Origin of the sequence: Mesorhizobium sp. WSM4310, assembly GCF_007003935.1 — a bacterium.
Taxonomy (GTDB): domain Bacteria; phylum Pseudomonadota; class Alphaproteobacteria; order Rhizobiales; family Rhizobiaceae; genus Mesorhizobium.
Window position 1 is genome coordinate 49,592 of sequence record NZ_VFTA01000015.1, and the last position, 26,796, is coordinate 76,387.

Sequence of the window (26,796 nt, forward strand, 5' to 3'; positions counted from 1 at the left end):
AAGGCAAATCACCCCAATAGGTCCTTAGCCGACGATTTTTCCGAGCTGGATCAACAGGTTCAGGAGGAATCTCGGACCGGTCAGGCCTTCATCAACCATTCGTGCTCGGGCGCATTGTGGAATTTCCACGTCCGCCTCGGTCCGGCCATGACGTTGAGGTAATAGAGGTCGTAGCCATGGCAGGCGGCGCAGGGGTGATACCCCTTGGGCACCAGCACGACATCGCCATCCTCGATCGCCATGGCTTCGTCGAGCTCGCGATGGCCATCCTTGTCGGCATCGGTGTAGACGCGCTGGAAGGCAAAGCCCTGCGGCGGGTTGAGGCGGTGGTAGTAGGTCTCCTCGAGATAGGATTCGGCGGGCAGATTGTCCTGGTCATGCTTGTGCGGCGGATAGCTCGACGTGTGGCCGCCGGGCGTGATGACCTCGACCACCAGCAGCGAATCGGCCGGCTTGCCTTCCGGCAGGATGTTGGTGACGTAGCGCGTGTTGGTGCCCTTGCCGCGCACCTCCTGGCCGAGATCGTCCGGCCCGATCACCCGAACCGGCAGGCCGCCGCCGAGGCCGGGCGCCGAGCAGACGGCGAGTTCGAGATCGGTGTCAGCCGTCACCGACCAGTCCGATCCCTCCGGCACATAGACCGACCAAGGCTTGCCCTCGAAGGGCGACATGCGCTCGCCGAGCAGGCCGAGATCCTTGCCGTCGGCTTTCGCTGTGCCCTTGCCGGTGACGTAGACCAGGCAGACTTCGCGGTCTTCCGTCTTTCCCGAGGCGCTTTCGCCGGGTTGCAGCCGATGCAGGTCGAAACCGACATAAGTCCAGCCGGCGCTTTTCGGCGTCACATGGGCAACGCGGCCATGGCCCTTGTCGGCTTTGACGAGCAGCTTGGACATCGGGTTACTCCTTCGGTTCGGACTCGGCCGTCGCCTTGTTCTCGTCGGCCGGCTTGTACAGATAAAAAAACTGCCAGACGGCATAGCCGGTGAAGCCGAGCGCGATGGTGCCCCAGAATGGCGTGCCGGTGGCGAACTCGATGATCGACCAGATGACGCAGACCGCGACGACGGCGACACGCCGCCACAACGGGCGGAAGAAGGGGTGCTCGGAATCTTTCATCGGGCCAATCTACAGCAACCTGCCGCGCCGTGAACCCGTCGCGTCAGGCATTCGGAAAACCCTGGGTTTCGACCGTGTAGCCGGCCGCCGTCATTACCCGCATCAGCTCCTTGTGGCCGACCTGCGCCATCTTGAGCGGCGGGTTCTTCTTCGGGTCCTGCTCTGCCTCGACCACGAACCAGCCTTCATAGCCATGGTCGGCGAAGCGCTGCACGATGGCGCCAAAGTCGAGCGAGCCGTCGCCCGGCACGGTGAAGGCGCCGAGCGCCACGGCGTCGAGGAAGGACTGTTTCGTGCGGTCGAGCTTGTCGATCACGGCCATGCGCACATCCTTCACATGCACATGGCTGATGCGCTTGTGGTGGTTGTCGATGGCGCGCAGCACATCGCCGCCGGCGAAGGCCAGGTGGCCGGCATCGAGCAGCAGCGGAATGCCTTCGCCGGAATGGCGCATGAAGGCGTCGAGTTCCGGCTCGGTCTCGACCACAGCCGCCATGTGATGGTGGTAGGACAGCGGCATGCCTTGTTCGGCGCACCATTCGCCGAATTCGGTCAGGCGCCTTCCATAGGCCTTCATCTCGTCGCCTGAAAGTTTCGCCTTGGTGGCCAGCGGCTTCGAGCGGTCGCCCTGGATCGAGCGGCCGACCTCGCCATAGACGATGCAAGGCGCGTTGACCGCCTTGAACAGCTCGATCATCGGCTGGATGCGATCCTTGTTCTTGCTCATATCCTCATCGACCAGCGTGCCGGAAAACCAGCCGCCGCACAGCGTCACGTCGGCGGCTTTGAGGATCGGCAGCATGACGGCAGGGTCGTTGGGAAAACGCCGGCCCATCTCCATGCCGGTGAAGCCGGCCGAACGCGACTGCCGCAAGCACTCCTCAAGCGACACGTCATCGCTGAGTTCCGCAAGATCGTCGTTCCACCACGCTATGGGGGACATGCCCAGTTTGGCTTTCAAGTCGTCACTCCGGTTTAGAACAGTTCATTCTTGGGCCGCCGGCGCTGCCCCTCATCCGCCTGCCGGCACCTTCTCCCCGTATGGGGACGGGAAGAAGGGGGGTAGCTGCATCAATCGCCGACGCTCTGCATCTGGCGCTTCTCGTCATAGGCCTTGCGCGCCGCGTTGACCTGCGGCCGCGCGGAGACTTCCGGCACCGCCACATCCCACCAATGGCCGCCGGCGTCGGTGGAGACCAGCGGGTCGGTGTCGATGACCAGCACCGTGGTGCGGTCGTTCGTCCTGGCCTTCTGCAAGGCGTTTTCCAGGCCGGCGATTGACGGCACTTTCTCTGATATCGCGCCCATGCTCGCCGCATGCGCGGCGAAGTCGATGTCGGGCAGGATTTCGTGGCGCGAATCCTTCAGGAGATTGTTGAAGTTGGCGCCGCCGGTCGCCATCTGCAGCCGGTTGATGCAGCCATAGCCTCGGTTGTCGAGCAGCACGATAGTCAGCTTCAAACCCAGCATCACCGAAGTGGCGATCTCGGAATTCAGCATCAGATAGGAGCCGTCGCCGATCATGACGACGACTTCTTCGCCGGGCTTGGCCATCTTGGTGCCGAGCCCGCCGGCAATCTCGTAGCCCATCGTCGAGAAGCCGTATTCGGCATGGTAGGAACCCGGCGCGCCGGCCTGCCAAAGCTTGTGCAATTCGCCGGGCAGACCGCCGGCTGCATGCAACAAGGTCACGCCAGAGCCCATGGCCCGCTGCACGGCGCCGATCACTTGCGCGTCGGACGGGAAGGCGGCGTTGGTCGACGCCGTCACCTTGGCCGCGTCGGCCTGCCAGGCCTTCTTGCCCTTGGCCGCATTGTCGGTCCAGGCGGCAGGCGCCTTCCAGCCCTTCAGCGCGGCACCGAGTTCGGCCAGCCCCTCGGCCGCATCGGCGACCAGTGGCAGGGCGCGGTGCTTGCCGGCGTCGAAAGGTTGGACGTTGAGCCCGATGATGGTCTTGCCGGAATTCTTGAACAGCGACCATGAGCCGGTGGTGAAGTCCTGCAGGCGCGTGCCGATGGCGAGCACGACATCGGCTTCTTCAGCCAGCCGGTTGGCCGCCGAGGTGCCGGTGACGCCAACCGCCGCCATGTTGAGCGGATGATCGTCCGGCAGCGAGGATTTGCCGCCTTGTGTCTCGCAGACCGGAATACCGGCGCCCTCGGCGAATTTGGCCAGCGCATCGGAGGCCTGCGAATAGAGAACGCCGCCGCCGGCGATCACCAGCGGCTTCTTGGCGCCCTTGAGTGCCGCCACAGCGGCGGCAAGCTCGTGGCGGTCCGGGCGTGGCCGGCGCTGGTGCCAGACCCGTTCGGCGAAGAAGCTCTCGGGATAGTCATAGGCTTCGGCCTGCACATCCTGGCAGAGCGACAGCGTCACCGGACCGCAATCGGCCGGATCGGTCAGCACCTGCATGGCGCGGTTCAGCGCCGGGATGATCTGCTCGGGCCGGGTGATGCGATCGAAATAGCGCGAGACCGGACGGAAGCAGTCATTGACCGTCGCCGTGCCGTCGGAAAAATCCTCGGCCTGCTGCAGAACCGGATCGGGAATGCGGTTGGCGAAGACGTCGCCGGGCAAAAACAGGACAGGCAACCTGTTTACATGCGCAAGTGCGGCAGCCGTCACCATGTTGAGCGCGCCGGGACCGATCGAAGAGGTCGCCGCCATGAAGCGGCTGCGGAAATTGGCCTTGGCATAGGCGATCGCCGCATGCGCCATCGCCTGTTCATTATGGGCGCGGAAGGTCGGCAATTCGTCGCGAACCTGATAGAGCGCCTCGCCTATGCCAGCGACATTGCCGTGGCCGAAGATCGCCCAGACGCCACCGAAGATCGGCGTTTTCTTGCCGTCGATCTCGGTCATCTGGCGGGACAGGAAGCGGGTCAGCGCCTGCGCCATCGTCAGGCGGATTGTCTTGCTCATGGTGTTTTCCTCCGCAGTCCCAATGCCGCGCCTCCTTATGCCGCCTTGCGGCCGCGCGCGGCAAGCCACGCCTCGGTCAACTGTTCGAAGCGCGAGGCCATGTCGGCGACAGCCTCGTCATCCGACATCCTGCCGGCCAGCCACTCCTCAGCCGCATGGACGAAGATGGTGCGGCCGACGGCGAAACCCTTGACGATCGGCGCCTTGGCGGTGGCGGCGAAAGCTGCCTCCAACTCGTCCTGCGGCGCTTCCAGGCCAAGCAGCACGATGCCACGGCACCACGGATCATGCTTCAGGATCACCGCTTCGATCCTCGCCCAGGCGCCGCTCGACGCCTGCGGCTCGAGCTTCCACCAGTCCGGCTTGATGCCGAGCGCATAGAGCTCTTCCAGCGCGCGCGGAATGGTCGTGTCGTCGAGCTTGCCGTGCTTGCCGGCGATGATCTCGATGAGAAGTTCCCGGCCGACTTTCCGCGCCGCCTCGAACAGCGCGCGCAATTTCTGCTGCTGTTCTTCCTTCAAGGCCGCCGGATCGTCGGGATGGTAGAAGCACAGGCACTTGATGCAGTGATCGACCGGCCATTCCACCAACTGCGAGCCGATATCCTGCGAGAATTCGAAGCGCAGCGGCCGCGAGCCCGGCAATTCGACAGGACGGCCGAGCCAGGCGAAGGGATGCCCGGCGAATTCGAACATCGCCTCGCGGCCATGTTTCTCGTCGATCAGCATGCCGTAGCCGTCACGGCCGGCAGCGACCTTCGCCGCTGCCTTGACCGCCAGCACCTTGAAATCGCGGATGCGCGCCGGATCGGCACCGGCCTTCGCCGCCACGTCCTCGAGCTGCACGCGGTGGTCGCAGGCGAGCGCCATCAGCGACGGGATGTCGCGCCGCCGGGTGGTTGCCCAATGGATATGGTTGATCGCCTCGTCCTTGCGCAGCGCCCTGTATTTGCTGCCGTTCTTGAGGAAGAACTGCAGCTCCTCGAAGGTCGGATATTCCGGCGCGCACAGCAGCCGCGACACGGCGAATGCGCCGCAGGCATTGGCCCAGGTCGCTGCCGTCGCATGGTCTTCGCCACCCAGCCAGCCGCGCAGGAAGCCGGACATGAAGGCGTCGCCGGCGCCCAGCACATTGTAGATCTCGATCGGAAAACCCTTGCCGACGACACCGTCTTCCAGATCGTCGCTGATCGGTCCGTCATAGACGATGCAGCCCATGGCGCCGCGTTTCAGCACGATGGTGGCCGACGACAGCGCGCGGATCGTCTTCAGCGCGCTCAGGCAGTCGTCGGCGCCCGAGGCGATCATGATCTCTTCCTCGGTGCCGACGATGAGATCGCAATCGGGCAGAACCGTCTTCAGCTGGGCCGAGACCCGGTCCGATTTGACGTAGCGCTCGAAGCCTTCGGCATGGCCGGCGAGGCCCCACAGATTGGGCCGATAGTCGATGTCGAAGACAACCTTGCCGCCCTTGGCTTTCATGATGCGGATCGCCTTGCGCTGGGCGGCGTCGCTGTTGGGGCGCGAAAAATGCGTGCCGGTGACGACGATCGAACGCGCCGAAGCGATGAAGGCCTCGTCAATGTCTTCCGGCGCCAGCGCCATGTCGGCGCAGTCCGAACGGTAGAAGATCATCGGCGAAACGCCTTCGCTCTCGACCGAAAGCAGCACTAGGGCGGTCAGCCGCTCCTTGTCGGTCTTCAGCCCGTCGGTGTTGACGCCTTCACGCTTCAGCTGTTCGCGGATGAAGCGGCCCATCTGCTCGTCGCCGACACGCGTCAGCAGCGCCGAACGCAAGCCGAGCCGCGCCGTGCCGACCGAAATGTTGGCCGGGCAGCCACCGACCGACTTGGCGAAGGAGGTGATGTCCTCCAGCCGCGAGCCGATCTGCTGGCCATAGAGGTCGACGGAAGCGCGACCGATGGTGATGACGTCGAGCGGCACCTGTTTGGCGTCCACGGCTTCGCTCATTGGATCCTCCCGTCAGTCTTGTTGTCAGGAACAACATTGTTTGGGTAACACGCGCGAGCGGCAGCGTGGTGCCGGGAATATGAAATAATAATTCCAATCCATAGTCAATATGGAATGAGCGTTCCTTCGCCTAAAATTGCCTGCCCATGATCCCGAACCAAGGGACCGCGTAAGCGAAAAGTGGCTGCCGGTTTTCGGAAAAGATCATGGTCAAACAAGAAGGGGTGCCCATCAGCCTTTGCGCTTGCGGCCCATATCGCGCCGCTTCTCGCCGACGCCGACGGTCAGCGCCATGGCCAGCGCCATCGTCGCCGACAGCGAACGGAAGCCGGCGAAATCCGCCTCGGCAACCTCGAACCAGACCCTGGCGAACTGGGCGAGCGGCGAAAACGAGCTGTCGGTGATGGCGACGATCGGCACGCCCTGTTCGGAAATGGTGCGTGCTTCCTCGATGGTGGCCGGCGCATAGGGCGAGAAGGAGATGGCGATGACGGCGTCCGCCGGCGTGGCGAAGGCGATCATCTCGGCGTTCAGGCCGGCGGCCGATTCGATCAACTGGTTGCGGATTTTCAGCTTGCCCAGCGCATAGGCGATATAGGTCGCCACCGGATAGGAGCGCCGCTTGGCCAAGACATAGATGGTCTGCGCCTTCGCCAGCAGCGAAATCGCGTCTTCCAGATGCGCGTCATCCAGCGTGCGCGAAATGTCGTCGAGCGAGGTGCTGGCGGCGGCGACGAATCCGTCGAAGATCGCCCGGTGGCCGGCGCCACCCTCGGCCTTGGCGCGCAGCGCCTGCAGCCGCTCGTCATAGGATGAGTTGCGCTCGCGAAGCCGCTCGCGGAACACCTGCTGCAGGCTGGTGAAGCCGTCGAAACCGAGCTGCTGGGCAAAGCGGATCAGGGTTGAGGGCTGCACGCCGGCCGAGGCGGCGATGCTGGCGGCGGTGCCAAAGGCGATGTCGTCGGGATTGTCGAGCGCGTAGGCGGCGATCTGGGCGATGCGCTTCGGCAGGCTTTCGCGCCGATCGAGGATGGTGGCGCGCAGCGTCTCGAAGTCGCGAGGTATCCGTTCGTCCATCGTCGGCCCGTCCAAGCTCATCCGTGAAGCGTCCTCTCTGCCCCATCATAGCGAGCCTGCGCAAGAACGCCATAAAAAATGAGGCAGACATTCCATTCTTGGAGAAAATGGACTAATTCATCCACGCAGTGCTTCAGGCAGCGGAGGAAACGGAAAATGGTCGGCGTCGGTCTTATCGGCACGGGTTTCATGGGCAAATGTCACGCCATCGCGTGGAGTGCCGTCGGCGCCGTCTTTCCGGATGTGGCCAAGCCCAGGCTCGTCCATCTCGGCGAGGTCAATGAGGAGCTTGCCCGGCGTAAGGCCGGCGAATTCGGCTTTGCCAAGGCCTCAGGCAACTGGCGCGCCGTCGTCAACGATCCCGAGGTCGACATCGTCTCCCTGACCACGCCCAACCAGTTCCATCCGGAAATGGCCATCGCCATCCTCCAGGCCGGCAAGCATCTGTGGTGCGAAAAGCCGATGGCGCCGAGCTTTGCCGAAGCCGAGGCGATGGCGGCAGCGGCCAAGACATCAGGCAAGGTCGCCGCGCTGGGCTACAACTATATCCAGAGCCCGGCCATCCGTCACATCGGCGCGCTGCTCCACGAGAACATCATCGGCGAGGTCAACCATCTGCGCATCGAGATGGATGAGGATTTCATGGCCGATCCCGAGGCACTGTTCTTCTGGAAGCACGAGGCCGCTTCCGGCTATGGCGCGCTCGACGATTTCGCCGTGCATCCGCTGTCGCTGGTCTCGGTGCTGTTCGGCCGCGTCGCCAGCGTCATCTGCGACATGGCCAAGCCCTATGCCGACCGCAAGCTCGCCGGCGGCGGACGCCGCACGGTCGAGACCTATGATATAGCGAGCGTCCTGATGCATCTGGAAAACGGCATTGCCGGCACGCTCCAGGTCAACCGCTCGGCCTGGGGCCGCAAGGGCCGCATCGCCATCCAGATATTCGGCTCCAAGGGCTCGATCCTGTTCGACCAGGAGCGGATGAACGAATTGCAGCTCTATCTCAGCGCGGACCGCCCAACCGAACAGGGCTACCGCACCATCCTGGTGGCACCGCACCACAAGCCCTACGACGCCTTCCTGCCGGCGCCCGGCCATGGCCTGGGCTTCAACGACCTCAAGATCATCGAGTGCCACGAATTGCTGACGCGGCTTGCCGGCAGGCCGGCGCGCCTCATCGAATTCGCCGAGGGACTGGAGATCGAGCGCACCGTGCATGCCATGGCACGCTCGTTCGAGGACAAGCGCTGGGTGGATGTGCGGTAGCTCCCTCTCGCCTTACCCGCCGACAGCCGGGGTCTCCCAGCCGTCGACCCAGATCTGTCGCAACCGATCGCCTTCGCCCTTGAACCGCAACCCGGTCGGCTGGCAATCCTCGATGCGGTCGCTGCGGAAATTGCGGATCGCCTGACGCAACTCGCACCAGGCGACGATGTTGGCGGTTTCGGCGTAGTAGATTAGCGCGATCGGGCGGATCAGGCGCTCGGAGGCGCGGCCAAGTTCGTCGCGGTAGGAGAGATCGAGCTTCTCCTCGTCGCGGATGGCGCGCCGCACCAGCGCCAGGTTGATCGTGCCAGCCGAGGGTGCGGAAAAACCCCAGGCATGCAGCGCATTGGCGTCGAATGTCTGGCGCAGCGGCGGCGGCACCGCGCCGGCGATCTTGCTGCTGACGCGCTTGGCCGCCTGCTTGAGCTCGTCGTCGCCCGTGCGCTCCAGCAGCGCCAGCGACAGCACGATCGCCTCCATCTCCTCGATCGAGAACATCAGCGGCGGCAGGTCGAAACCGGGGCGCAGTATGTAGCCGATGCCGCGCCCGCCCTCGATCGGCACGCGCATCGCCTGCAGTGCGGCGATGTCGCGATAGATCGATCGGATCGTCACTTCCAAACGCTCGGCGATCATGGCGGCCGTCACCGGCTGCCGCGCCAGCCGCAGGATCTGGATGATCTCGAACAGGCGTGACGCCTTGCGCATTTTCCTCACCACGTTCCGGCCGCAACTGACACACCATTGTCAGTTGGGTCGACCTATAGGACTGCCTATCGAATTGAAAATCAACAGGTTCCGCTGCGGCTTGGTGGGACAAGGCGACAGGCAACTGACATGGGTTACGAGGAAAATCTCTGGCTTTTCTTTATCCTGCTGTTCGGCATCATCGCCGTTCCGGGCATGGACATGCTGTTCGTCTTGGCCAATGCACTGACCGGCGGCCGCGACAGGGGCTTGGCCGCGACCGGCGGCATCATGGTCGGCGGTATGGTGCACACGCTGAACGGGGCGATTGGCGTTGGCCTTCTCATGCATTTCGTGCCGATCCTGTTCAAGCCGCTGCTGATCGCCGGCGCCGCCTACATGGCCTTCATCGGCATCACGCTGATGCGCAGCTCCATAACCGTCGGTCATGACGGGCCTGTCGGCAGCCGCTCGGCGTGGAAGGCGTTTCGCCAGGGGCTGGTGACTTGCCTGATCAACCCGAAGGCCTATCTGTTCGTGCTTGCCGTCTATCCGCAGTTCCTCAAGCCGGACTACGGCCCGATCTGGGTGCAGGCGACCGTGATGGGGTTGATGACGGTGCTGACGCAGGCCGCGATCTATGGTGGGCTTGCCATCACCGCCGGGCGCAGCCGCAAGCTTCTGATCGCCAATCCGCGGGCGACCATTCTTGCCGGCCGCGCGGCCGGGCTGTTGCTCTTTGCGGTCTCGGTGTTCACCGCCTGGGAAGGGCTGAGGGCGGCGTAATCTGCCCTTTGTTGGAGCATGATCTCTGGACAAACGGAAACCGTTTGTCCGAGAAAACCGGTTTCCACTTTTCGGGATCATGCTCCAGCGCCGCCCCTCCCACATCGTCATCGGATCAGGCGGCGCCCTGCCGGCTTTCCAGCATGGCGCGGCGTGCCGACCGGCGCCACTCGACGGCACCGGCAAGGCCGTGCAGCACGGTCTCGGTGGTCGCCCAGTCGATGCAGCCATCGGTGATGCTCTGGCCATAGACCAGCGGCTTGCCGGGCACCACGTCCTGCCGGCCGGCGACGAGATTGCTCTCGATCATCAGGCCGATAATGCGCTCGTCGCCCGCCGCCACCTGGCCGGCCACATCGGCCGCCACCTTCGGCTGGTTCTCCGGCTTCTTGGCCGAGTTGGCGTGGCTGACGTCGATCATCAGCCGCGGCGCGACACCGATGCGGGCGAGTTCGACCGAGGCCGCCTCGACGCTCGCCGCGTCATAGTTGGGCTGGACGCCGCCGCGCAGGATGACGTGGCAGTCCTCATTGCCTGTGGTCGTGGCGATGCCGCTGCGTCCGCCCTTGGTCACCGCCATGAAATGATGTGGCTGGGCGGCCGATTTCACCGCCTCCCCGGCGATCCTGAGATTGCCGTCGGTGCCGTTCTTGAAGCCGACCGGGCAAGACAGGCCCGAGGCCAGCTCGCGGTGGATCTGGCTCTCGGTCGTGCGCGCGCCGATGGCGCCCCAGGCGACGAGGTCGGCAATGTATTGCGGCGTGGTCATGTCGAGGAATTCGGTCGCCGCCGGCAGGCCGAGATTGTTGACGGCCGACAGCACATTGCGCGCCATCCGCAGCCCTTTGTCGATGTTGAAGCTGCCGTCGAGGTCGGGATCGTTGATCAGGCCCTTCCAGCCGACCGTTGTGCGCGGCTTCTCGAAATACACCCGCATGACGATCTCGAGCCGGTCGGACAGGGTCTCGCGCAGCGCCGCCAGACGGCTGGCATAGTCAACGGCCGCGACCGGATCGTGGATCGAACAAGGTCCGACGACGACAAGCAACCGGTCGTCGGTGCCGTTCAGAATAGCATGGATGGCGTTGCGTGAGGCGCTCACGGTGCGCGTCGCCGTCAGCGTGCGCGGGATCTCCCGCATCACCTGGTCCGGCGTGCTCAGTTCTCGGATTTCCTTGACCCGGAGGTCGTCTGTGGTGGTCAACACGGCTTTCTGCTCCTGTTAGGAGACCTGCCGGCTGAAACAAAAAAGCCGCCAGGTCTGGCGGCTGTTCGGATCTTGTTGCTGCAATCTTCAGATCGAGCGCAATCCTCCCGCCGCCAGCGAGCTGCTAAAGTACCAATAGGTGGCGGACAGGTGGATCATGCGGCTCATATAGTCGAAGCCGGGGCGTTTGTCACGTGCTTGATGCGAGGAGATCGGCACCGCGCAGCGGCGAGTCCAGCAGGAACTCCGCAAGTGTGCCTTTTCGCGTGGTTTTCTGACGCCATTCTTCAGCCGAGACGATAACCACGACTGGTTTGCCGTTTCTGGTGACCGTCTGCGGCGACGACTGCGCTCGCTCAATAACTTCCGAAAACCGGGCTTTTGCTGCGGTGACAGTCCAGTTGGCATCTTTGGATCCAGATAGCATCCCATCCCCATGAGCGTTCTGACTACATGAATATGCGGGAATGGCGATGCCGCCGCAACGGGGACCTTTTGAAGCCGCGTTCGTTGCTTGGGTGCGGAGTCGGTTACGTCCGCACCAATATTTTGGTCGTCTCGCCGACGTATGGCCGAGCTGTTTCCGGACGTGCGGCTGCCGGTCGACACTATTCCGGCGACGACCCCGCAACACTCTGGTCGTAGTCGACCAACGACCCGGTCATGACGCCCGATTGCGGGCTGACCATGTAGCTGATCAGCCGCGCGAGCTGGTCCGGCTTGACCAACTGGCCCATCGGCTGCGCGGCCTCGGCCTTCGCCAGCCAGTCGTCCGGAGCGTCGTGCCATTTCTTCTGTACGATGTCCTCGCCCTCGGTATCCATCCAGCCCGGCAGCACGGCGTTGCAGCGGATGCGGTTGAAGCGATAGGCATTGGCGACGTTCTTGGTCAGCGTCATCAGCGCGCCCTTGCTGGTCGAATAGGGCGTCAGGAAGGACTGGCCGGCATGCGCCGACATCGACAGCACGTTGACGATCGAGCCCGGGGCCTTGCGCTCCAAGAGATGCGCGACCAGCCCCTGCATCAGGAAGAAGGGTCCGCGCACATTGGTTTCGACGATCTGGTCGAAAAGCTCTTCCGTGGTTTCGACCAGTGAGCCGCGCGCCGAGGTGGCGGCGGCGTTGACCAGCGCGTTCAGCGTGCCGAAATGCGCGAGCGCGGTCGCCACCGCGCGCTTGCAGTCCGCCACCTTCGAAACGTCGGCGCTGATGAAGATCGCGTCGACGCCGGCCTTTTTGAAGTGGGCGACGGCCTTGTCCCCCTTCTCCTGCGACCGGCCGATGAGCGCCAATGCCCGGCAGCCTTCGTCGGCCAGCGCTTCGGCGACGGCGAAGCCGATGCCTTGCGCCCCGCCGGTAACGATGGCGCGTGTCTGTGAATTGCGATCGGCGGATGCGCTCATCGCTTTGCTCCTGTGGCTTGGGTCCGATTTCCGGTTCTTACTTGTCGAGACGAACGGTCTTGCCTGTCGTTGCCGATTTCAGCGCCGCATCCGCCAGCTTCAGCGCGACGAGGCCGTCGGCGCCGCTCGGCGCCGCCTTCTTGCCGGACGTCGCGGCGGCGATGAACGAGGCGATCTCGATGGCATAGGCGTCGAGATAGCGGGTCATGAAGAAATCGTGCAGCGGTGGGCGCGTATAGCCCTTCTCATTGGCCAGTTCGATCGACACCGGCCGCTGGTTTTCCGCCGCGATCATGCCTTTCGAACCATGCACCTCGATGCGCTGGTCGTAGCCATAGGTGGCGCGGCGCGAATTGGAGATGACGGCCTGCTTGCCGGAAGCCGTCTCCAGGATGACGCTGACGCTATCGAAATCCCCGGCCTCGCCAATCTTCTTGTCGACCAGCACCGAAGCGTGCGCGGAGACCGCCACCGGCTCCTCGCCGAGCAGGAAGCGCGCCATGTCGAAATCATGGATGGTCATGTCGCGGAAAATGCCGCCCGAGCGCTTGATGTAGTCGATCGGCGGCGCACCCGGATCGCGCGAGGTGATGGTGACCATCTCGACCGTGCCGATGGCGCCGTCGTCGATTGCCTTGCGCACGGCGGCGAAGTGGGGATCGAAGCGGCGGTTGAAGCCGACCATCAGCGTCGCCTTGGCCCTCTCGACCACGGCCAGGCATTTCTCGACGCGCTTGACGTTCAGGTCGATCGGCTTCTCGCAGAAGATCGCCTTGCCGGCCTTGGCGAAACGCTCGATCAGATCGGCATGGGTGTCGGTCGGCGTGCAGATGACGACGGCGTCGATATCCTTGGATTTCTCGATGGCGTCGATGGTGCGCACCTCGGCGCCATAGGCACTCGCCAGCTCTTTTGCCGCCTTCTCGAAGGCATCGGCCACCGCCACCAGTTTTGCATTGGGGTTGGAGCCGACAGCGCGGGCGTGGACCTTGCCGATGCGGCCGGCACCGAGGAGGGCGAAACGAACAGTCATGGATATTTCCTCTGAGGGATGGGTTCGAGAGAGTTGTGTCCGCACCTTCCCGTCAGGGAAAGGTGGCTGGGGTATTTTCCTGGCGCGGCAGATCGTCCCGGAAGCGGGTGACCCCTCCCGCCTAGGCCGCGAGTTCCGCCTCCCCGGTCTTGGCGCCGGTGATGTAGGACACGATGTCCTGGCCGTCCGTGTTTTCCTTGCGCAGATTGGCGACGATGCGGCCGCGCCGGAACACCACGATGCGGTCGCACAGGTCGAACACCTGGCGCATATTGTGGCTGATCAGGATCAGCGGCTCGCCATTGTCCTTCAGCGTGCGGATGATGTTTTCGACCTGCGCCGTCTCCTGCACGCCGAGTGCGGCGGTCGGCTCGTCCATGATGATCAGCTTGGAGGCGAAGGTCGCGGTCCGGGCGATCGCCACGCACTGGCGCTGGCCGCCGGACATGTGGCGGATGGTGTTGGAAAGGTTGGGGATCTTCACCGCGGTGCGCACCAGCGCCGCTTCGGTCGCCTTGCGCATGTATTTGCGGTCGAGGATCGAGAAAGGTCCGAGATTGAACAGCACCTTTTCGCGACCGAGGAAAAGGTTCGACGGCACGTCGAGATCGTCGGCCAGCGCCAGGTTCTGGAACACCGTCTCGATGCCGGCCTCGCGCGCCGCGATCGGGCCGGTGAAATTCACCTCCTTGCCGTCGAACCAGATCTGGCCGCTGGTACGTTGCTCGACAGCGGTGATCTGGCGCACGAAGGTCGATTTGCCTGCGCCATTGTCGCCCATGATGGCGACATGCTCGCCCTTGCGCAGCTCGAAGTTGGCGCCTTCCAGCGCATGCACGCCGCCATAGCGCTTGGTCAGGTTTTCGGTTTTCAACACGATGTCTGACATGGTCAAGCCCTCAATGCCCGCAGGCGTTGGCGCCACTGGTCGAGAACGACCGCACCGACGATGATCACGCCCTTGACCATCTCTTGGTAGTAGGCGTCGAGGCGCAGGAAGGTGAAGCCGGAGATGATGACGCCGAAGATCAGCGAGCCGATCACCGTGCCGATGATCGAGCCGCGGCCGCCCGACAGCGAGACGCCGCCTATGACCGCCATGGCGATGGCGTCGAGTTCGTACATCACGCCCATGCCGGCCTGGGCGGTGAGGTTCTTGGAGCAGAGCACCACGGCAGCGAGCGAGGCGAGAATGCCGGCGATGACATAGACCAGGATCTTGTGGTTGGCGATCTTGATGCCGGACATGCGTGCGGCATCCTCATTGGACCCAATTGCGTAACAATGCTTGCCGTAGCGCGTGTAGGTCATGATGAGCTGGAACAGCACGGCCAGCGACAGGAAGATGATGACGGGCATCAGGCCCTTGCCGATCGCCGCGAAACTGTCGGTGGGAAACGAGATCGGCTGGCCCTTCGACCACCATTTGGCGATGCCGCGCGCGGTCACCATCATGCCGAGCGTGGCGATGAACGGTGGGATGCGCGTGTAGGCGATCAAGGCACCGTTGACCAGACCGGCGAGCAGGCCGCAGCCGATCGCCACCAGCAGCGGCACGATGACGGGCAGGTCGGTCCAGCCTTGCGCCAGAAACATCGCCTTGGGGTTGGGATTGCCGTTGACCGTCGCCACCTGGGCGAAACTCATGGCGATCATCGCGGTCGCGCCGACGATCGAACCGGAAGACAGGTCGATGCCGCCGCAAATGATCACCTGCGTCACGCCGATGGCGATGATGCCGACGATCGACACCTGCAGGATGATGATCTGCAGGCGTGCCTCGTTGAAGATCCCCGAGACGTCGCTGCGGGTGTTGAACAGGAAACTGTCGCCGAGAAAGATGCGGCCGATCAGTTCGAAGATGACGACGAGAATGACGAGCGCCAGGAAGACATTGAATTCGGCCGGCCATGTGCGCTTCTTCGCATCGTAGGTGAGCCCTCCGACGCCATGAGATGTCTGTGCCAATCTTCTATCCTCCGTCAGCCACGGTCGCGCCTCGAGCGCCTTCAGGCGCCGAGGGAAGGGGGAGCGGCGCTGCCTGTGCAGCGCCGCTCTCGATATCCGCGGCTCAGTTCTTCTTCAGGAACTTGTCGATGTTCGCCGGGGTCACAAGCTGGAACGGCACATAGACCTTGTGCTCGACCTTCTCACCCTTGGACAGTTTCAGCGCCGCATCCAGCGCGCCCGCGCCCTGGCCGGCCGCGTCCTGGAACACGGTTGCGTCGAGGTCGCCGGCCTGCATGGCGGCAAGGGCATCCTGCGTGGCGTCGACGCCGCCGACGACAACCGCCTTCATGTCGATGTTGGCGGCCTTCATCGCCTGGATGGCGCCGATGGCGCTTTCGTCATTGTTGGCGATGACGCCGTCGAACTTCTTGCCGGTCGACAGCCAGTTGGTCATCAGGTTCTGCGCTTGGTCGCGATCCCAGTTCGAGGTCTGCTTGTCGATGATCTTGATGAAGCTGCAGTCCGGCGTCGCGATCACCTCTTCAATGTCCTTGGTGCGCTGCACGGCAGCCTGGTTGGAAAGCTCGCCCATGATCACATAGACATTGGCTTCCTTCTTGCCGGCTTCCTTGAACAGACGGCAGACTTCCTTGGTCTCGAGCGTGCCGGAATCGGCTTCGTTCGAGGCGACGAAGGCCTGGTTGTCGGGCAGCGAGTTCACATTGACCGGCTCGCGGTTGACATAGACCAGCGGAATCTTGGCGGCGGCGGCAGCATCCGACATCGCCTGTGTGGCCGAGGTGTCGACCGGGTTGACGATGATCGCGTCGACGCCCGACGCGGCGAAGTTCTTGATCTGGTCGAGCTGCTTGGCAACGTCGTTCTGTGCGTCTTCGACCTGCAACTCGACGCCGCTCATGCCCTTGGCCTGGGCGATCATCCCGTTGCGCAGCACGGTGAGGAAGTTGTCGTCGAACTTGGCCATCGATACGCCGATCTTGGCGGCAAAAGCCGATGAACTCATCAGCGCCGCGAAAGCGACGCCCAAAAGCAGTTTCTTCATTGTATCTCTCCTCCACTTTTGGTGTCCGGTTGCACCGATTTATCCGGAATCCCCGATCTCCCCGGGGAATCTCTCCCTGATATCGCTTCGCTCCGTGGGCATTCTCTGCTTGGGCTGGAACCCAACCCTCTGTCTGAAACAGACGTTCCGGAACGAAAGAACCAAAATGTACAGTGGGTGAAATATTTATTCCATTCCAGCGGAACGTCAAGGGCGATTCCGCGGCCTGCCGCCGGATTTTCGGATCGCTCTGATGGATTCTATCATTCTGGCGGTTGCTCCCGCCCGGGAAAGCTCAGATATTTTCCGGCAGATAGATGTCGAAGGGCAGGAAGGTCTGGCCAGGCGCGTTGGCCGCGCCGGTTTCGATGGCATGCACCATCCGATCGACCAACTCGCGGCACAGAGCGGCCAGCGGCGTCGAGATCACCATGGTGAGGATGTTGTCGGCGAGTGCCGCGCGCGACTCGGCGTTGATCTCGTTGCAGACCACCACCGGCATATTTACGGGCCTTGCTGCCCGCAGCGCCGAGACCGCGCCTTCCATGCCGCCGCCCGCGACGTAGCAGCCGGCAAGATCCGGATAGCGCGCCAGAAGATCGATCATCGCATCATGGGTTACCTGGTTCGCTTCCAGGTTGACCAGCGTTTCCAGCACGCTGAAGTCGGGTGCATGCTCGCGAAAGAAAGAGCGGAAGCCGATCTCGCGCAATTCGTGGCCATGGAAGCGATGGCTGCCGACGAAGAGGGCGACTTTGCCGGGCTGCCGCGCTGCTTTGGCGATCATCCAGGCCGCGGTACGACCGACCTTGCGGTTGTCGAGGCCGACATAGCCCTCGCGGATACCGGCGGCAAAGTCGGACAGCAGCGAGAAGACCGGTTGTCCCCGCGCCTTCAACGCCTCGACGGCCGCCGTCAGGGTCGGGTGGTCCGGGCCGACAACGGCGATGGCCCTCGATTTCGCCGCCAGCTTGCGCATCTGGGCGGCGATCTCGTCGGGGACCAGGGAACTGGCGAAGTCGATGGTTGCGGCGCCGCGGAACCTCTGCGACTGCGACACCGCCAGTTCGAGCTCCGCTGCGAAATCGCCGTAGAAGACATCGTTGCCTCGCAAAAGCAGGAAGCCGAGCCGGTACTCCGGCAGTTCATGGCGCATCCGCTGCTTGATCAGGCCGGCCGCATGGTAGCCGATCTCGGTCGCGGTCTCATAGACGCGCCGCGCGGTCTCCTCGCGCACCGGCAGGCGATTGTTGAGTACGCGGTCCACCGTGGCGACGCTGACGCCGGAGATGCGCGCCAGATCGGATATAGTCGGCCGTTTCGCCATGATCGTCCTCGTTTGACTGCCGAGCATTGATACATCATTCTGATAGGAAATGATAGAAACTATCTTTGTGAGATTGAGTCTATCACGAGCAAACGGTATTTTCAGGCTGGAAGGTATATGGGCAACCGACATTCGCTTGGACGAGTGCCTTGCCGAGGAGGCAATCATGACCACTGCGCCGTCCCGGCGGGACTACAGCCTGATCGGCCGCGACGCCAAACTCGCCGTGGAAAACGGACTGTCGGCGGCCGAGTGGTATCACACCGACGTGCCCCGCAAGCAGATGAAGGAACTGATGCAGCGCTCCGACGGGCCGGCGATCCGCGACACTGCGATCTGGCTCGCCGCGCTCATCGCCAGCGGCGCCGGCGGCGCCTGGTTCTGGGGCAGTTGGTGGTGCGTGCCGTTCTTCTTCGTCTATGGCGTCCTCTACGGTTCATCGACGGATTCCCGCTGGCACGAATGCGGGCACGGCACGGCGTTCCGGACGCAGTGGATGAATGATGCGATCTATCAGATCGCCTGCTTCATGATCATGCGCAATCCGGTGACCTGGCGCTGGAGCCACACGCGCCACCACACCGACACCATCATCGTCGGCCGCGACCCCGAAATCTCGGTCATGCGGCCGCCGGACCTGGTGCGCGCGCTCCTCGGCTTTGTCGGTGTCCTCGACGCCTGGCATGCGATGTCGGACATGCTGCGCAACGCCGCCGGCAACATCAGCGCCGCCGAAAAGACCTTCATTCCCGAGCAGGAACAGGGCAAGGCGATCCGCATCGCCCGCATCTGGACGGCGATCTATGCCGCAACCATCGGCTTGGCGGTCTATTCCGGCTCGTTCCTGCCTTTGATGCTGGTCGGCCTGCCCAGGCTCTATGGCGCCTGGCATCACGTCATGGTCGGTCTGCTGCAGCATGGCGGCCTGGCCGACAATGTCATCGATCACCGGCTGAACAGCCGTACCGTCTACATGAACCCGATCAGCCGCTTCATCTACTGGAACATGAACTATCATGTCGAGCATCACATGTTCCCGATGGTGCCCTACCATGCGCTGCCGAAGCTGCACGAACTGATCAAGCACGATCTGCCGGCGCCGACACCGTCGATCCTGGCCGGCTACCGCGAGATGATCCCGGCCTTCCTGCGCCAGTTGCGCAACGAGGACTATTTCCTCAAGCGCGAACTGCCGCCGACCGCCCGGCCGTACCGCGAGGAATTCCACGGCGACGCCGTCGCCGCCGCTGCGGAATGATCGCGGCGAATCCATTTTTACGGGGAGGACCGAATGAGCGACTGGGTCGAGGCCTGTGCTGCCGACGACATCGATGAAGAGGATGTGATGCGCTTCGATCATGGCGGGCGCACCTTCGCCATCTATCGCAGCCCAGACGACGAATATTTCGCCACGGACGGGCTTTGCACGCATGAGAAGGTACACCTCGCCGACGGTCTGGTGATGGACGACATCATCGAATGCCCCAAGCACAATGGCCGCTTCAACTACAAGACCGGCGCGGCCAGGGGCGCCCCGGTCTGCGTCAACCTGAAAACCTATCCGGTCAAGGTCGACGCCGGCAAAGTCCTCGTTCAGGTCGGATGATGGGGATGGCGCGGGGAATGGTCATCATCGGCGCCGGCGAATGCGGCGGGCGGGCAGCGCTCACGCTGCGCGATCTCGGTTATGAGGGGCCGGTGACGCTGGTCGGCGACGAACCGCATCTGCCCTACGAGCGCCCGCCTCTGTCCAAGGAGGCGATGGCCAGCGATGCGCCCGAAATCAAGGCGATCGCCAGCGACGCGGTGCTGGCCGAGAAGTCGATCCGGCATACCCATTCCGTCCAGGCCGTGGCGATCGATCGTGCGGCGCATAGGGTGCGCCTGTCCAACGGTTCGGTACTGCCATACGACAAGCTCCTGCTGGCCACCGGCTCGGCCCCGCGCAAACTGCCGATGCCGGGCCTTGGCGCGCGCTGCGTGTATCTCAGAACCTTCGCCGATGCGCTGGCCATTCGCGCCCATCTCAGCGCCGGCAACCGTATCACCATTGTCGGCGGCGGCTTCATTGGCCTCGAACTCGCCGCGGCGGCCCGCAAGCTCGGCGCTGCGGTCACCGTCATCGAGGCGCAGCCGCGCATCCTGATGCGCGGCGTGCCGGCCGAGATCGCCGAAATCATCCATCAGGCGCACATCGCCGAAGGCGTCGACATACTGTGCGGCGATGGCATCGCCTCCATCGCCGACGACGGCAAGGAGGTGCGCGTGACGCTCGCCGGCGGGCGCGAAATATCAGCCGACCTCGTCATTATCGGCATCGGCGCGGTGCCGGTGACCGGGCTCGCAGCCGAAGCCGGCCTGACCATCGACAACGGCATTGCGGTCGATGCCGAACTGCGCAGCAGTGATCCCGACATCTTCGCTGCCGGCGACTGCTGTTCGTTCCCGCTTGCAGTCTACGGCGGCCGCCGTGTGCGGCTCGAAGCCTGGCGCAATGCGCAGGAGCAAGGTGCGCTGGCGGCAAGGAATATGCTCGGCGCCGGCGAGGCGCATGCGGCTGTGCCTTGGTTCTGGTCGGATCAGTATGGTCTCACCTTGCAGATCGCAGGGCTTTCGGACGAAGGCAGCGGCACAGTGCGACGCGATCTCGGTGAAGGCGCCTTCATCCTGTTCCATCTGGATGAGGACGGCAGGCTCGTGGCGGCCAGCGGCATCGGCCCAGGCAATGCGGTCGCCCGCGACATCCGGCTGGCCGAAATGCTGATCGGCAAGCGCGCCAGCCCGGCACCGGAAGCACTGGGATCACAGGCCGTCAAGCTGAAGTCGCTGCTGGCGGCGTGAAACGATCTAGAACAGCGCCTTCAGTTCCGGCAGCTTGTCGTTGACCAGCCAGCCGTAATAATTCTCCTCAGGCAGTTTTTCCGGCTCGCCTGCGGCGCGACGCCTGCCGTTTTCCGCTTTCAGCGCTTCGGCGCGCTGCTCCGGATTGCCGACATTGTAGAGTGTCGCGGTCAGACCCGGATTGCCCGAAATGTCGAAGCCGGCAATGCTCTTATAGGCATCGATCGATTTCCTGATCGTCGCGGCGACATAAGGCAGCGTCAGGTCCGGATCCATGATGGTCTTGTAGACCGAATTGGGATCGCCGACATCGAGCTTCGGCAGGCCCGACACCTTGTGCACGAGATCGCTCATCTGCAGTGCGGTCAGCGGGTTGAGCTGGCCGAGCCCAAAAGTCTGGCCGGCATAATAGGGCTGGAAGAAGGTGGCGCCGAATCGGTCGTCGGGAAAGTCCTCGCCGCCGACGTTCTTGCCGCGAAACGCATGGTTCCACACCTGCTCGCGGCATTCCCAGAGGTCGTAGCTGTCGGACATCCCTGCGCATTTCTTGAATTCCGGCCGCTGCACGAAATCGGTGATGTCCTCGCCGTCATAGGCGAAGGACAGCTTGCTGGAGAGATAGGAGATCGCCTTGACGTAATAGGTCTGCAGCCGGTCGTAGGCGTCAACATTGTAGGTGTGTTCGCCGACGATGGCGCCGACGATATGCATCGGATCGATGCCATAAGCGGCGGCAGCCTTCTTGATCTTGCCGCGCAGATCGGGGTCGTTCTGCAGCAAGGCATAGACCTTGCGGTATTTCGCCTGGAAGGTGGTGTTGGTCGCCTGCGTGCGCCGGCTCGAGGCGCCGGGAATGTCGGGCTGCTCGGCATTGCGGTTTCCCGGCGGCACGAGTGTCGCTGCTTCAGCCGCCAACAGCGTCGCCGCCAGCATCAAGCCGAGAATGATTGGGATGAATTTTTTCATGCGCCGCCGCCTAAAGGTATTGCCGCGCAAACTAGGGTAGTGCTCTGGGTCGAGTCGAGAGCCCCTTCACCCGGCAAGTCGAAAGGTGGCCAGATGGTACCATCTGGCCACACATGATTGTTCTGCCGGCTGCCTGAACCGGCGCCGGATCAACCGGTGCCGTGCTTTAAAGGATGAATCGCGACAAATCTGTGTTTCGCGACAGGTCGCCGACATGCTTTTCCACATAGGCGGCGTCGATCGTGACCGACGTGCCGTTGCGGTCTGGCGCGTCATACGAAATTTCGTCCAGCACCCGCTCCATCACCGTCTGCAGCCGCCGGGCGCCGATGTTCTCGACGCTGTCATTGAGGTCGACGGCAATGCCGGCCAGCGAATCGATGGCGTCGTCGGTGAAGGTCAGGTCGACACCCTCGGTCTTCATCAGCGCGATATATTGCTTGATCAGGCTCGCTTCCGTCTCGGTCAGGATGCGGACGAAATCTTGCTTCTCCAAGGCCCGCAGTTCTACGCGAATCGGCAGGCGGCCTTGCAATTCCGGCAACAGGTCGGATGGCTTCGAGACGTGGAACGCGCCCGAGGCGATGAACAGGATGTGATCCGTCTTCAACGGCCCGTATTTGGTCGCCACCGTGGTGCCCTCGACCAGCGGCAGCAGGTCGCGCTGCACGCCTTCGCGCGAAGGGCCGCCGGAAATGTCGGACCTGGCGGCGATCTTGTCGATTTCGTCGAGGAAGACGATCCCGTCGTTTTCCGCGGCATCGAGCGCCCGGCGCACCACCTCGTCCTGGTCGAGCAGCTTGTCGGACTCGTCGCTGACCAGGAGATCGTAGGATTCCTTTACCGTCGTCTTGCGCAGCTTGGTCTTCTTGCCGCCCATCGCCTTCGACAGCATGTCGTTGATGTTCAGTACGCCGATATTGGCGCCCGGCATGCCGGGAATCTCGAAGCCGGGCATGCCGCCATTGCCGGTGTCGGCCACTTCGATCTCGATTTCCTTGTCGTCAAGCTCGCCGTCGCGCAGCTTCTTGCGGAAAGAGTCGCGCGTCGCCGGGCTGGCGGTCTTGCCGACCAGCGCTTCCAGAACGCGTTCCTCTGCATTGATGTGGGCGCGCGCCTTGACGTCCTCGCGCATCTTTTCGCGGACGAGCCCGATGGCGATCTCGACGAGGTCACGGATGATCTGCTCGACGTCACGGCCGACATAGCCGACCTCGGTGAACTTGGTCGCTTCGACCTTGACGAAGGGCGCGCCGGCAAGGCGCGCCAGGCGGCGCGAGATCTCGGTCTTGCCGACGCCGGTCGGGCCGATCATCAGGATGTTCTTCGGCATCACCTCTTCGCGCATCTGGCCTTCCAGCTGCTGGCGGCGCCAGCGGTTGCGCAAGGCGATGGCCACGGCGCGTTTGGCGTCCTTCTGGCCGATGATGAAGCGGTCGAGTTCCGAAACGATTTCGCGGGGGGAGAATGTGCTCATATCACTAAATTCCACTTTGCCACTGCTTGATGGCCTCGAACGGATGCAGCAGCATGATCACGTTGAGTGTCAGATTGTCCCGGATAAGATAGCCGGTACCCAGTTCGAAGAGGATGGCGAGGCTGACGATCACCCATATAGGTAGCCTTCGCGCCATCACAAATCCCAGCACCATGGCCAGTGTGTCGGACACCGAATTGATGATGCTGTCGCCATAATAGTGGAGCGAGATGGTGCCGGCGCGGTAGCGGTCGATGATGAACGGGCTGTTCTCCAGCAATTCCCAGCCGCCCTCGATGAGGACGGCGAAGGCCAGCCGCAAGCCGATCGGCGAACGCGGAAAGAGGAACCTCGCCAGGGCATAGAACAGGAAGCCGTGGATGATGTGCGAGAAAGTGTACCAGTCGGAAATGTGCTGGGAATTCTCGGAGCTGTTCACCACGCCGTGCCACAGTTTGACATAGCCGCAGGTGCAGATCGGCGGGTGGCCCATCAAATAGAGCGTCACGGCCTGGACGATGATCAGGCCGGCAACGATCAGCAACCCCATCCGCCAGCTGTTTTCGTAGGCCGAGAGCTCTTTGTCCCCGACGGATGCGATCATGCCCTATTGCCCCTCTTCCGCGTGGCCGTCTCGACCATCACAAAGCCCGTCACGCCTTCAGCGGCGGTAGCCGGCGGATCACGGCCGCCGGCAAAGTGGGTTTGACGACAATCCGCCGAATACGCTGCCAGCCAGCCCCGAAAAGAATAATCAGCGCGCCGACAACGACCAGGATCAAGGCAAAAGGCGGGATACCCGTCGAATCGGAGGCTGAATTCACCAGATAATAGATACCCAGCGAGCCGAAGTAAGCCAATGTAGGAACCAGAAGCGAACGGCGGTCTATGGCGAGCGCGACATAGAGGAAGCCGAGGATCAGGACCGCCAGCATGATGGTTGCATTGGCGTCCGGCGCGATATGTCCGAATACGACGTTCTGCCCGGTTGCCATGATAAAGAGCGGATGCACCAGCATAGGCGCCGAGACGACATGCAGCCAGAAGGCGCAATCGGACCAGATCTTGCGTCGATCCCTGTCGTAAATGTCAAAAGCCACACCCGTCGCGAACACGATCAGGCCGCAGACCAGCGGCATGTAGAGGGCCGCGCGGAGCAGTTCGGGAACATCCTCAAGGCGTGGCGGCGCAATCGCGCCCGTTGTCACGCTATCATACAGGATTATCGCCGTTTGCAGAAAGGCAAGCAGTGTGAAGGCGATGGCGATAGCCCCGGCAATGATGGGGACGCGAAAGCGCCAGAAATAGATCGCCGCCGCAATTATTCCTCCGCCCAGGAACAGATATCCGGCCCGGGACGCCGTCTGGCGCAACGCCAATAGCTGCCAGATCGTCTCCGGCTTGCGTATGCCGAAGCTGGCCTCCACCCGTAGCGCCAGAGCGACCAGAATGGCGGCCATGAAAATCAGGGCAAGCACGGACGACGATAATTTCATCCGGTGCTGACGCGTGACAATTTCGGCGAGCCCCCAGGCGAAAACCGCGAGGATGCCAGCGATCCAGAATGTCTGGCCTGGAAGCAAGGTGGTGAGGACAAAGAAGAAGCCGGCGCTAAGCAGAACGGTTCCCACGGTGACGAACAGATCGTTGCCGCCGCCGACCAGCCGCAGGTTTTCCTCGTCACCCTCGTCATCGGCGCGCCCGGCCTCGGGGGCGAGAGCGCCCGCGCGTTCCATGGCCTCCAACTGATCGCGCAGGGTCTGCGAGATCAAACCTCTCGCGACTGCTTTGTCGAGTGTTTCGGCGCTGATCAATCGGGCTCCTGCGGCGCGTCGCGCACCATCATCAACGCCGGGCCGAACTCCGATGTTCTGGTGTCAAAGGCAACAAAGCCAGCCTTTTCATAGGCCCGGATGGCCCGAGCATTGCCCGGGTCGGGGTCGATGATGACGCGCGGCACGCCTTCCTCGAACAGCTGCTCGACGAATTGCCGCACGATCGCCGAGCCGTGACCGAGGCCGACCAGTTCCGGCGGGCCGATCGACAGGTCGATGCCGAGCGTGCCGAACGGCTGGTCGGCATAGGGGTGGTCGTCTTCCAGATGCGGGTCGTAGCTCTGCAGATAGGCGATCGGTTTGCCGTCGAGTTCGACGATCAGCGGCTCGACCGAAATCGAGTCGATATGATCGCGAATCTCGGCGATTTCCGTCTCGGGGTCGTTCCACCATTCCGCGACATGCGGTTCGGCAAGCCAGCCGGCGATCATCGGCAGGTCTTTTTCCGTCACCGGCCGAAAATCGTAGAGCACGGCCTGCTCAAGCGGCATCGAGCGTTTCGACGACGAAGTTGTTGTTGGTGTAGACGCAGATGTCGGAGGCGATCTGCATCGCCTTGCGGGCGATCTCCTCGGCATCCTTGTCGGAGTCCATCAGCGCCCGCGCCGCGGCCAGCGCGTAATTGCCGCCCGAACCGATGGCCATGACGCCATGTTCGGGTTCGAGCACGTCGCCGGTGCCGGTCAGCGCCAGCGAGACCGACTTGTCGGCCACCAGCATCATCGCCTCCAGCCGGCGCAGATAGCGGTCGGTGCGCCAGTCCTTGGCGAGCTCGACGCAGGCGCGCGTCAGCTGGTCGGGATATTGTTCGAGCTTGGCTTCCAGCCGTTCCAGCAGCGTGAAGGCATCGGCGGTAGCGCCGGCGAAACCGGCGATCACATTGCCCCCCTTGCCGATGCGGCGGACCTTGCGGGCATTGCCCTTCATGATGGTCTGGCCAAGGCTGACCTGGCCGTCGCCGGCGATCACCACCTTGTTGCCCTTGCGCACCGTCACGATGGTCGTGGCGTGCATGGTCAGATTATCAGACATTTATTGGCTCCGATTCGCGCGATCCCAAAAGGCGATTGGCGCGGTACGAGTGATTTTATCGGCCATATGTATGCATGGGACCAATGATTGCAAATCGCCCCTCCGGCAAGGCCGATACCTCTGTCCGAGGCAACTGGCAATCGCCGGATCATGCTGATAGAAGGCTTTCGTTTTCAAGCCGGTGAATGTTCGAAGCTCGCCCGCGGAGCTTTGAAACCCTGAGACAAGGACAAGGTCATGGCGCCCCGTTCCGCCGAAGCCAGCCGCAAGACCAAGGAAACCGACATCTCGGTGTCGGTCCATGTCGACGGTTCGGGCAAATCCGATATCGCCACGGGCGTCGGCTTCTTCGACCATATGCTCGACCAGCTTTCGCGCCATTCGCTGATCGACATGACGGTGACGGCCAAGGGCGACCTGCACATAGACGACCACCACACGGTCGAGGACACCGGCATCGCGCTCGGCCAGGCCTTGACCAAGGCACTGGGCGAGCGGCGCGGCATCATGCGCTATGCCTCGATCGACCTTGCCATGGACGAGACGCTGACGCGCGCGGCGATCGACGTGTCCGGCCGGCCGTTCCTGGTCTGGAACGTATCTTTCTCGTCGCCCAAGATCGGCACCTTCGACACCGAGCTGGTGCGGGAATTCTTCCAGGCTCTGGCCCAGAATGCCGGCATCACGCTGCACGTCACCAATCATTACGGCGCCAACAACCACCACATCGCGGAGACCTGCTTCAAGGCGGTGGCGCGCGCGCTGCGTGCCGCACTCGAGCCCGACCCGCGCCAGCCGGACGCGGTTCCCTCCACCAAGGGATCGTTGAAGGGATAGG

At 63.2% G+C, this 26,796-nt stretch carries 27 protein-coding genes; 6 read left to right on the plus strand and 21 right to left on the minus strand.

Annotated features, from left to right (window positions below; translation table 11 throughout):
* Positions 1-80: 80 nt before the first annotated feature.
* The 6 genes from iolB to FJV80_RS17620 form a co-directional block, all read right to left on the minus strand.
* A complete protein-coding gene (iolB, locus tag FJV80_RS17595; protein ID WP_142877048.1) occupies positions 81-893 on the minus strand; it encodes a 5-deoxy-glucuronate isomerase in 813 nt (270 codons plus the stop codon).
* A gap of 4 nt (positions 894-897) precedes the next feature.
* Positions 898-1,116 carry a DUF3329 domain-containing protein gene (locus FJV80_RS17600; RefSeq protein ID WP_142877049.1) on the minus strand — a complete coding sequence of 73 codons (219 nt, stop codon included), beginning with the start codon at positions 1,114-1,116 and terminating at the stop codon, positions 898-900.
* Between the two features lie 43 nt (positions 1,117-1,159).
* Positions 1,160-2,077, minus strand: coding sequence for a myo-inosose-2 dehydratase (gene iolE / locus FJV80_RS17605; protein ID WP_142877050.1), 918 nt, complete (start codon positions 2,075-2,077; stop codon positions 1,160-1,162).
* Between the two features lie 110 nt (positions 2,078-2,187).
* A complete protein-coding gene (gene iolD, locus FJV80_RS17610; RefSeq protein WP_142877051.1) occupies positions 2,188-4,038 on the minus strand; it encodes a 3D-(3,5/4)-trihydroxycyclohexane-1,2-dione acylhydrolase (decyclizing) in 1,851 nt (616 codons plus the stop codon).
* Between the two features lie 35 nt (positions 4,039-4,073).
* Positions 4,074-6,008, minus strand: a complete 1,935-nt coding sequence (iolC, locus tag FJV80_RS17615; RefSeq protein WP_095792122.1) for a 5-dehydro-2-deoxygluconokinase — start codon at positions 6,006-6,008, stop codon at positions 4,074-4,076.
* 231 nt (positions 6,009-6,239) lie between these two features.
* The gene (locus tag FJV80_RS17620) at positions 6,240-7,085 is read right to left on the minus strand and encodes a MurR/RpiR family transcriptional regulator (protein WP_179296099.1); all 846 of its coding nucleotides are present in this window, start codon (positions 7,083-7,085) and stop codon (positions 6,240-6,242) included.
* Between the two features lie 156 nt (positions 7,086-7,241).
* On the opposite strand from FJV80_RS17620, the gene FJV80_RS17625 reads away from it, so the two are divergent.
* Entirely contained in the window at positions 7,242-8,351 is a 1,110-nt protein-coding gene (locus tag FJV80_RS17625; RefSeq protein ID WP_142877052.1) for a Gfo/Idh/MocA family oxidoreductase, read from the plus strand.
* Between the two features lie 12 nt (positions 8,352-8,363).
* Here the strand turns inward: FJV80_RS17625 and FJV80_RS17630 are convergent, their stop codons facing one another.
* Positions 8,364-9,059 (minus strand): YafY family protein, encoded by a 696-nt coding sequence (locus FJV80_RS17630; RefSeq protein WP_142877053.1) that lies wholly within the window; start codon positions 9,057-9,059, stop codon positions 8,364-8,366.
* 129 nt (positions 9,060-9,188) lie between these two features.
* On the opposite strand from FJV80_RS17630, the gene FJV80_RS17635 reads away from it, so the two are divergent.
* Positions 9,189-9,824, plus strand: coding sequence for a LysE family translocator (locus FJV80_RS17635; RefSeq protein WP_142877054.1), 636 nt, complete (start codon positions 9,189-9,191; stop codon positions 9,822-9,824).
* A 115-nt stretch (positions 9,825-9,939) separates the two neighbouring features.
* On the opposite strand, the gene FJV80_RS17640 is transcribed toward FJV80_RS17635, so the two are convergent.
* The 8 genes from FJV80_RS17640 to FJV80_RS17675 all read right to left on the minus strand — a co-directional run bounded on the left by FJV80_RS17640 (position 9,940) and on the right by FJV80_RS17675 (position 17,807).
* Positions 9,940-11,031 (minus strand): 3-deoxy-7-phosphoheptulonate synthase, encoded by a 1,092-nt coding sequence (locus tag FJV80_RS17640; protein WP_010912860.1) that lies wholly within the window; start codon positions 11,029-11,031, stop codon positions 9,940-9,942.
* Between the two features lie 190 nt (positions 11,032-11,221).
* On the minus strand, positions 11,222-11,458 hold the full coding sequence (locus tag FJV80_RS17645; RefSeq protein WP_142877055.1) for a type II toxin-antitoxin system Phd/YefM family antitoxin: 237 nt from the start codon (positions 11,456-11,458) through the stop codon (positions 11,222-11,224).
* A 181-nt stretch (positions 11,459-11,639) separates the two neighbouring features.
* On the minus strand, positions 11,640-12,434 hold the full coding sequence (locus FJV80_RS17650) for an SDR family oxidoreductase (protein WP_142877056.1): 795 nt from the start codon (positions 12,432-12,434) through the stop codon (positions 11,640-11,642).
* A gap of 37 nt (positions 12,435-12,471) precedes the next feature.
* Entirely contained in the window at positions 12,472-13,467 is a 996-nt protein-coding gene (gene iolG / locus FJV80_RS17655; RefSeq protein WP_142877057.1) for an inositol 2-dehydrogenase, read from the minus strand.
* Positions 13,468-13,588: 121 nt separating this feature from the next.
* On the minus strand, positions 13,589-14,356 hold the full coding sequence (locus FJV80_RS17660; protein WP_095771480.1) for an ATP-binding cassette domain-containing protein: 768 nt from the start codon (positions 14,354-14,356) through the stop codon (positions 13,589-13,591).
* A 2-nt stretch (positions 14,357-14,358) separates the two neighbouring features.
* A complete protein-coding gene (locus FJV80_RS17665) occupies positions 14,359-15,435 on the minus strand; it encodes an ABC transporter permease (protein WP_095771481.1) in 1,077 nt (358 codons plus the stop codon).
* A gap of 103 nt (positions 15,436-15,538) precedes the next feature.
* Entirely contained in the window at positions 15,539-16,480 is a 942-nt protein-coding gene (locus FJV80_RS17670; RefSeq protein ID WP_095771482.1) for a sugar ABC transporter substrate-binding protein, read from the minus strand.
* Between the two features lie 295 nt (positions 16,481-16,775).
* Entirely contained in the window at positions 16,776-17,807 is a 1,032-nt protein-coding gene (locus FJV80_RS17675) for a LacI family DNA-binding transcriptional regulator (protein ID WP_095771914.1), read from the minus strand.
* A gap of 166 nt (positions 17,808-17,973) precedes the next feature.
* Here FJV80_RS17675 and FJV80_RS17680 point away from each other — a divergent pair, with 166 nt between their 5' ends.
* From FJV80_RS17680 to FJV80_RS17690, 3 genes are read left to right on the plus strand one after another with little or no spacing between them, the layout of a single operon-like run.
* Positions 17,974-19,065: a fatty acid desaturase family protein gene (locus tag FJV80_RS17680; RefSeq protein ID WP_095792186.1), complete on the plus strand. Its 1,092-nt coding sequence runs from the start codon at positions 17,974-17,976 to the stop codon at positions 19,063-19,065.
* A gap of 33 nt (positions 19,066-19,098) precedes the next feature.
* On the plus strand, positions 19,099-19,413 hold the full coding sequence (locus tag FJV80_RS17685) for a MocE family 2Fe-2S type ferredoxin (RefSeq protein WP_095771483.1): 315 nt from the start codon (positions 19,099-19,101) through the stop codon (positions 19,411-19,413).
* Complete coding sequence (locus FJV80_RS17690; protein WP_185973444.1) at positions 19,410-20,648, plus strand: FAD-dependent oxidoreductase; 1,239 nt, start codon at positions 19,410-19,412, stop codon at positions 20,646-20,648. The genes FJV80_RS17685 and FJV80_RS17690 overlap by 4 nt, the downstream gene beginning before the upstream one ends.
* Positions 20,649-20,654: 6 nt before the next feature.
* Here the strand turns inward: FJV80_RS17690 and FJV80_RS17695 are convergent, their stop codons facing one another.
* The 6 genes from FJV80_RS17695 to hslV form a co-directional block, all read right to left on the minus strand.
* The gene (locus tag FJV80_RS17695; protein WP_095771484.1) at positions 20,655-21,614 is read right to left on the minus strand and encodes a DUF1402 family protein; all 960 of its coding nucleotides are present in this window, start codon (positions 21,612-21,614) and stop codon (positions 20,655-20,657) included.
* A gap of 166 nt (positions 21,615-21,780) precedes the next feature.
* Positions 21,781-23,091 carry an ATP-dependent protease ATPase subunit HslU gene (hslU, locus tag FJV80_RS17700; protein WP_095771485.1) on the minus strand — a complete coding sequence of 437 codons (1,311 nt, stop codon included), beginning with the start codon at positions 23,089-23,091 and terminating at the stop codon, positions 21,781-21,783.
* A gap of 4 nt (positions 23,092-23,095) precedes the next feature.
* Positions 23,096-23,695: a DUF2585 domain-containing protein gene (locus FJV80_RS17705; RefSeq protein WP_095792116.1), complete on the minus strand. Its 600-nt coding sequence runs from the start codon at positions 23,693-23,695 to the stop codon at positions 23,096-23,098.
* 49 nt (positions 23,696-23,744) lie between these two features.
* Positions 23,745-24,905, minus strand: a complete 1,161-nt coding sequence (locus tag FJV80_RS17710; protein ID WP_185975230.1) for a hypothetical protein — start codon at positions 24,903-24,905, stop codon at positions 23,745-23,747.
* Positions 24,902-25,417, minus strand: coding sequence for a GNAT family N-acetyltransferase (locus FJV80_RS17715; protein WP_142877059.1), 516 nt, complete (start codon positions 25,415-25,417; stop codon positions 24,902-24,904). Before FJV80_RS17715 ends, FJV80_RS17710 begins: the two co-directional genes overlap by 4 nt.
* A complete protein-coding gene (gene hslV, locus FJV80_RS17720; protein ID WP_095771488.1) occupies positions 25,407-25,958 on the minus strand; it encodes an ATP-dependent protease subunit HslV in 552 nt (183 codons plus the stop codon). Before hslV ends, FJV80_RS17715 begins: the two co-directional genes overlap by 11 nt.
* A 237-nt stretch (positions 25,959-26,195) precedes the next feature.
* Here hslV and hisB point away from each other — a divergent pair, with 237 nt between their 5' ends.
* A complete protein-coding gene (gene hisB, locus FJV80_RS17725) occupies positions 26,196-26,795 on the plus strand; it encodes an imidazoleglycerol-phosphate dehydratase HisB (RefSeq protein ID WP_095771489.1) in 600 nt (199 codons plus the stop codon).
* Position 26,796 lies beyond the last annotated feature (1 nt).

Coding starts and splice junctions, on each gene's coding strand:
- iolB (WP_142877048.1), bottom strand. CDS start 893: ATGTCCAAGCTGCTCGTCAAAGCCGACAAGGGCCATGGCCGCGTTGCC.
- FJV80_RS17600 (WP_142877049.1), bottom strand. CDS start 1,116: ATGAAAGATTCCGAGCACCCCTTCTTCCGCCCGTTGTGGCGGCGTGTC.
- iolD (WP_142877051.1), bottom strand. CDS start 4,038: ATGAGCAAGACAATCCGCCTGACGATGGCGCAGGCGCTGACCCGCTTC.
- iolC (WP_095792122.1), bottom strand. CDS start 6,008: ATGAGCGAAGCCGTGGACGCCAAACAGGTGCCGCTCGACGTCATCACC.
- FJV80_RS17620 (WP_179296099.1), bottom strand. CDS start 7,085: ATGGACGAACGGATACCTCGCGACTTCGAGACGCTGCGCGCCACCATC.
- FJV80_RS17625 (WP_142877052.1), top strand. CDS start 7,242: ATGGTCGGCGTCGGTCTTATCGGCACGGGTTTCATGGGCAAATGTCAC.
- FJV80_RS17630 (WP_142877053.1), bottom strand. CDS start 9,059: ATGCGCAAGGCGTCACGCCTGTTCGAGATCATCCAGATCCTGCGGCTG.
- FJV80_RS17635 (WP_142877054.1), top strand. CDS start 9,189: ATGGGTTACGAGGAAAATCTCTGGCTTTTCTTTATCCTGCTGTTCGGC.
- FJV80_RS17645 (WP_142877055.1), bottom strand. CDS start 11,458: ATGCTATCTGGATCCAAAGATGCCAACTGGACTGTCACCGCAGCAAAA.
- FJV80_RS17650 (WP_142877056.1), bottom strand. CDS start 12,434: ATGAGCGCATCCGCCGATCGCAATTCACAGACACGCGCCATCGTTACC.
- iolG (WP_142877057.1), bottom strand. CDS start 13,467: ATGACTGTTCGTTTCGCCCTCCTCGGTGCCGGCCGCATCGGCAAGGTC.
- FJV80_RS17660 (WP_095771480.1), bottom strand. CDS start 14,356: ATGTCAGACATCGTGTTGAAAACCGAAAACCTGACCAAGCGCTATGGC.
- FJV80_RS17670 (WP_095771482.1), bottom strand. CDS start 16,480: ATGAAGAAACTGCTTTTGGGCGTCGCTTTCGCGGCGCTGATGAGTTCA.
- FJV80_RS17675 (WP_095771914.1), bottom strand. CDS start 17,807: ATGGCGAAACGGCCGACTATATCCGATCTGGCGCGCATCTCCGGCGTC.
- FJV80_RS17680 (WP_095792186.1), top strand. CDS start 17,974: ATGACCACTGCGCCGTCCCGGCGGGACTACAGCCTGATCGGCCGCGAC.
- FJV80_RS17685 (WP_095771483.1), top strand. CDS start 19,099: ATGAGCGACTGGGTCGAGGCCTGTGCTGCCGACGACATCGATGAAGAG.
- FJV80_RS17690 (WP_185973444.1), top strand. CDS start 19,410: ATGATGGGGATGGCGCGGGGAATGGTCATCATCGGCGCCGGCGAATGC.
- FJV80_RS17695 (WP_095771484.1), bottom strand. CDS start 21,614: ATGAAAAAATTCATCCCAATCATTCTCGGCTTGATGCTGGCGGCGACG.
- hslU (WP_095771485.1), bottom strand. CDS start 23,091: ATGAGCACATTCTCCCCCCGCGAAATCGTTTCGGAACTCGACCGCTTC.
- FJV80_RS17705 (WP_095792116.1), bottom strand. CDS start 23,695: ATGATCGCATCCGTCGGGGACAAAGAGCTCTCGGCCTACGAAAACAGC.
- FJV80_RS17715 (WP_142877059.1), bottom strand. CDS start 25,417: ATGCCGCTTGAGCAGGCCGTGCTCTACGATTTTCGGCCGGTGACGGAA.
- hslV (WP_095771488.1), bottom strand. CDS start 25,958: ATGTCTGATAATCTGACCATGCACGCCACGACCATCGTGACGGTGCGC.
- hisB (WP_095771489.1), top strand. CDS start 26,196: ATGGCGCCCCGTTCCGCCGAAGCCAGCCGCAAGACCAAGGAAACCGAC.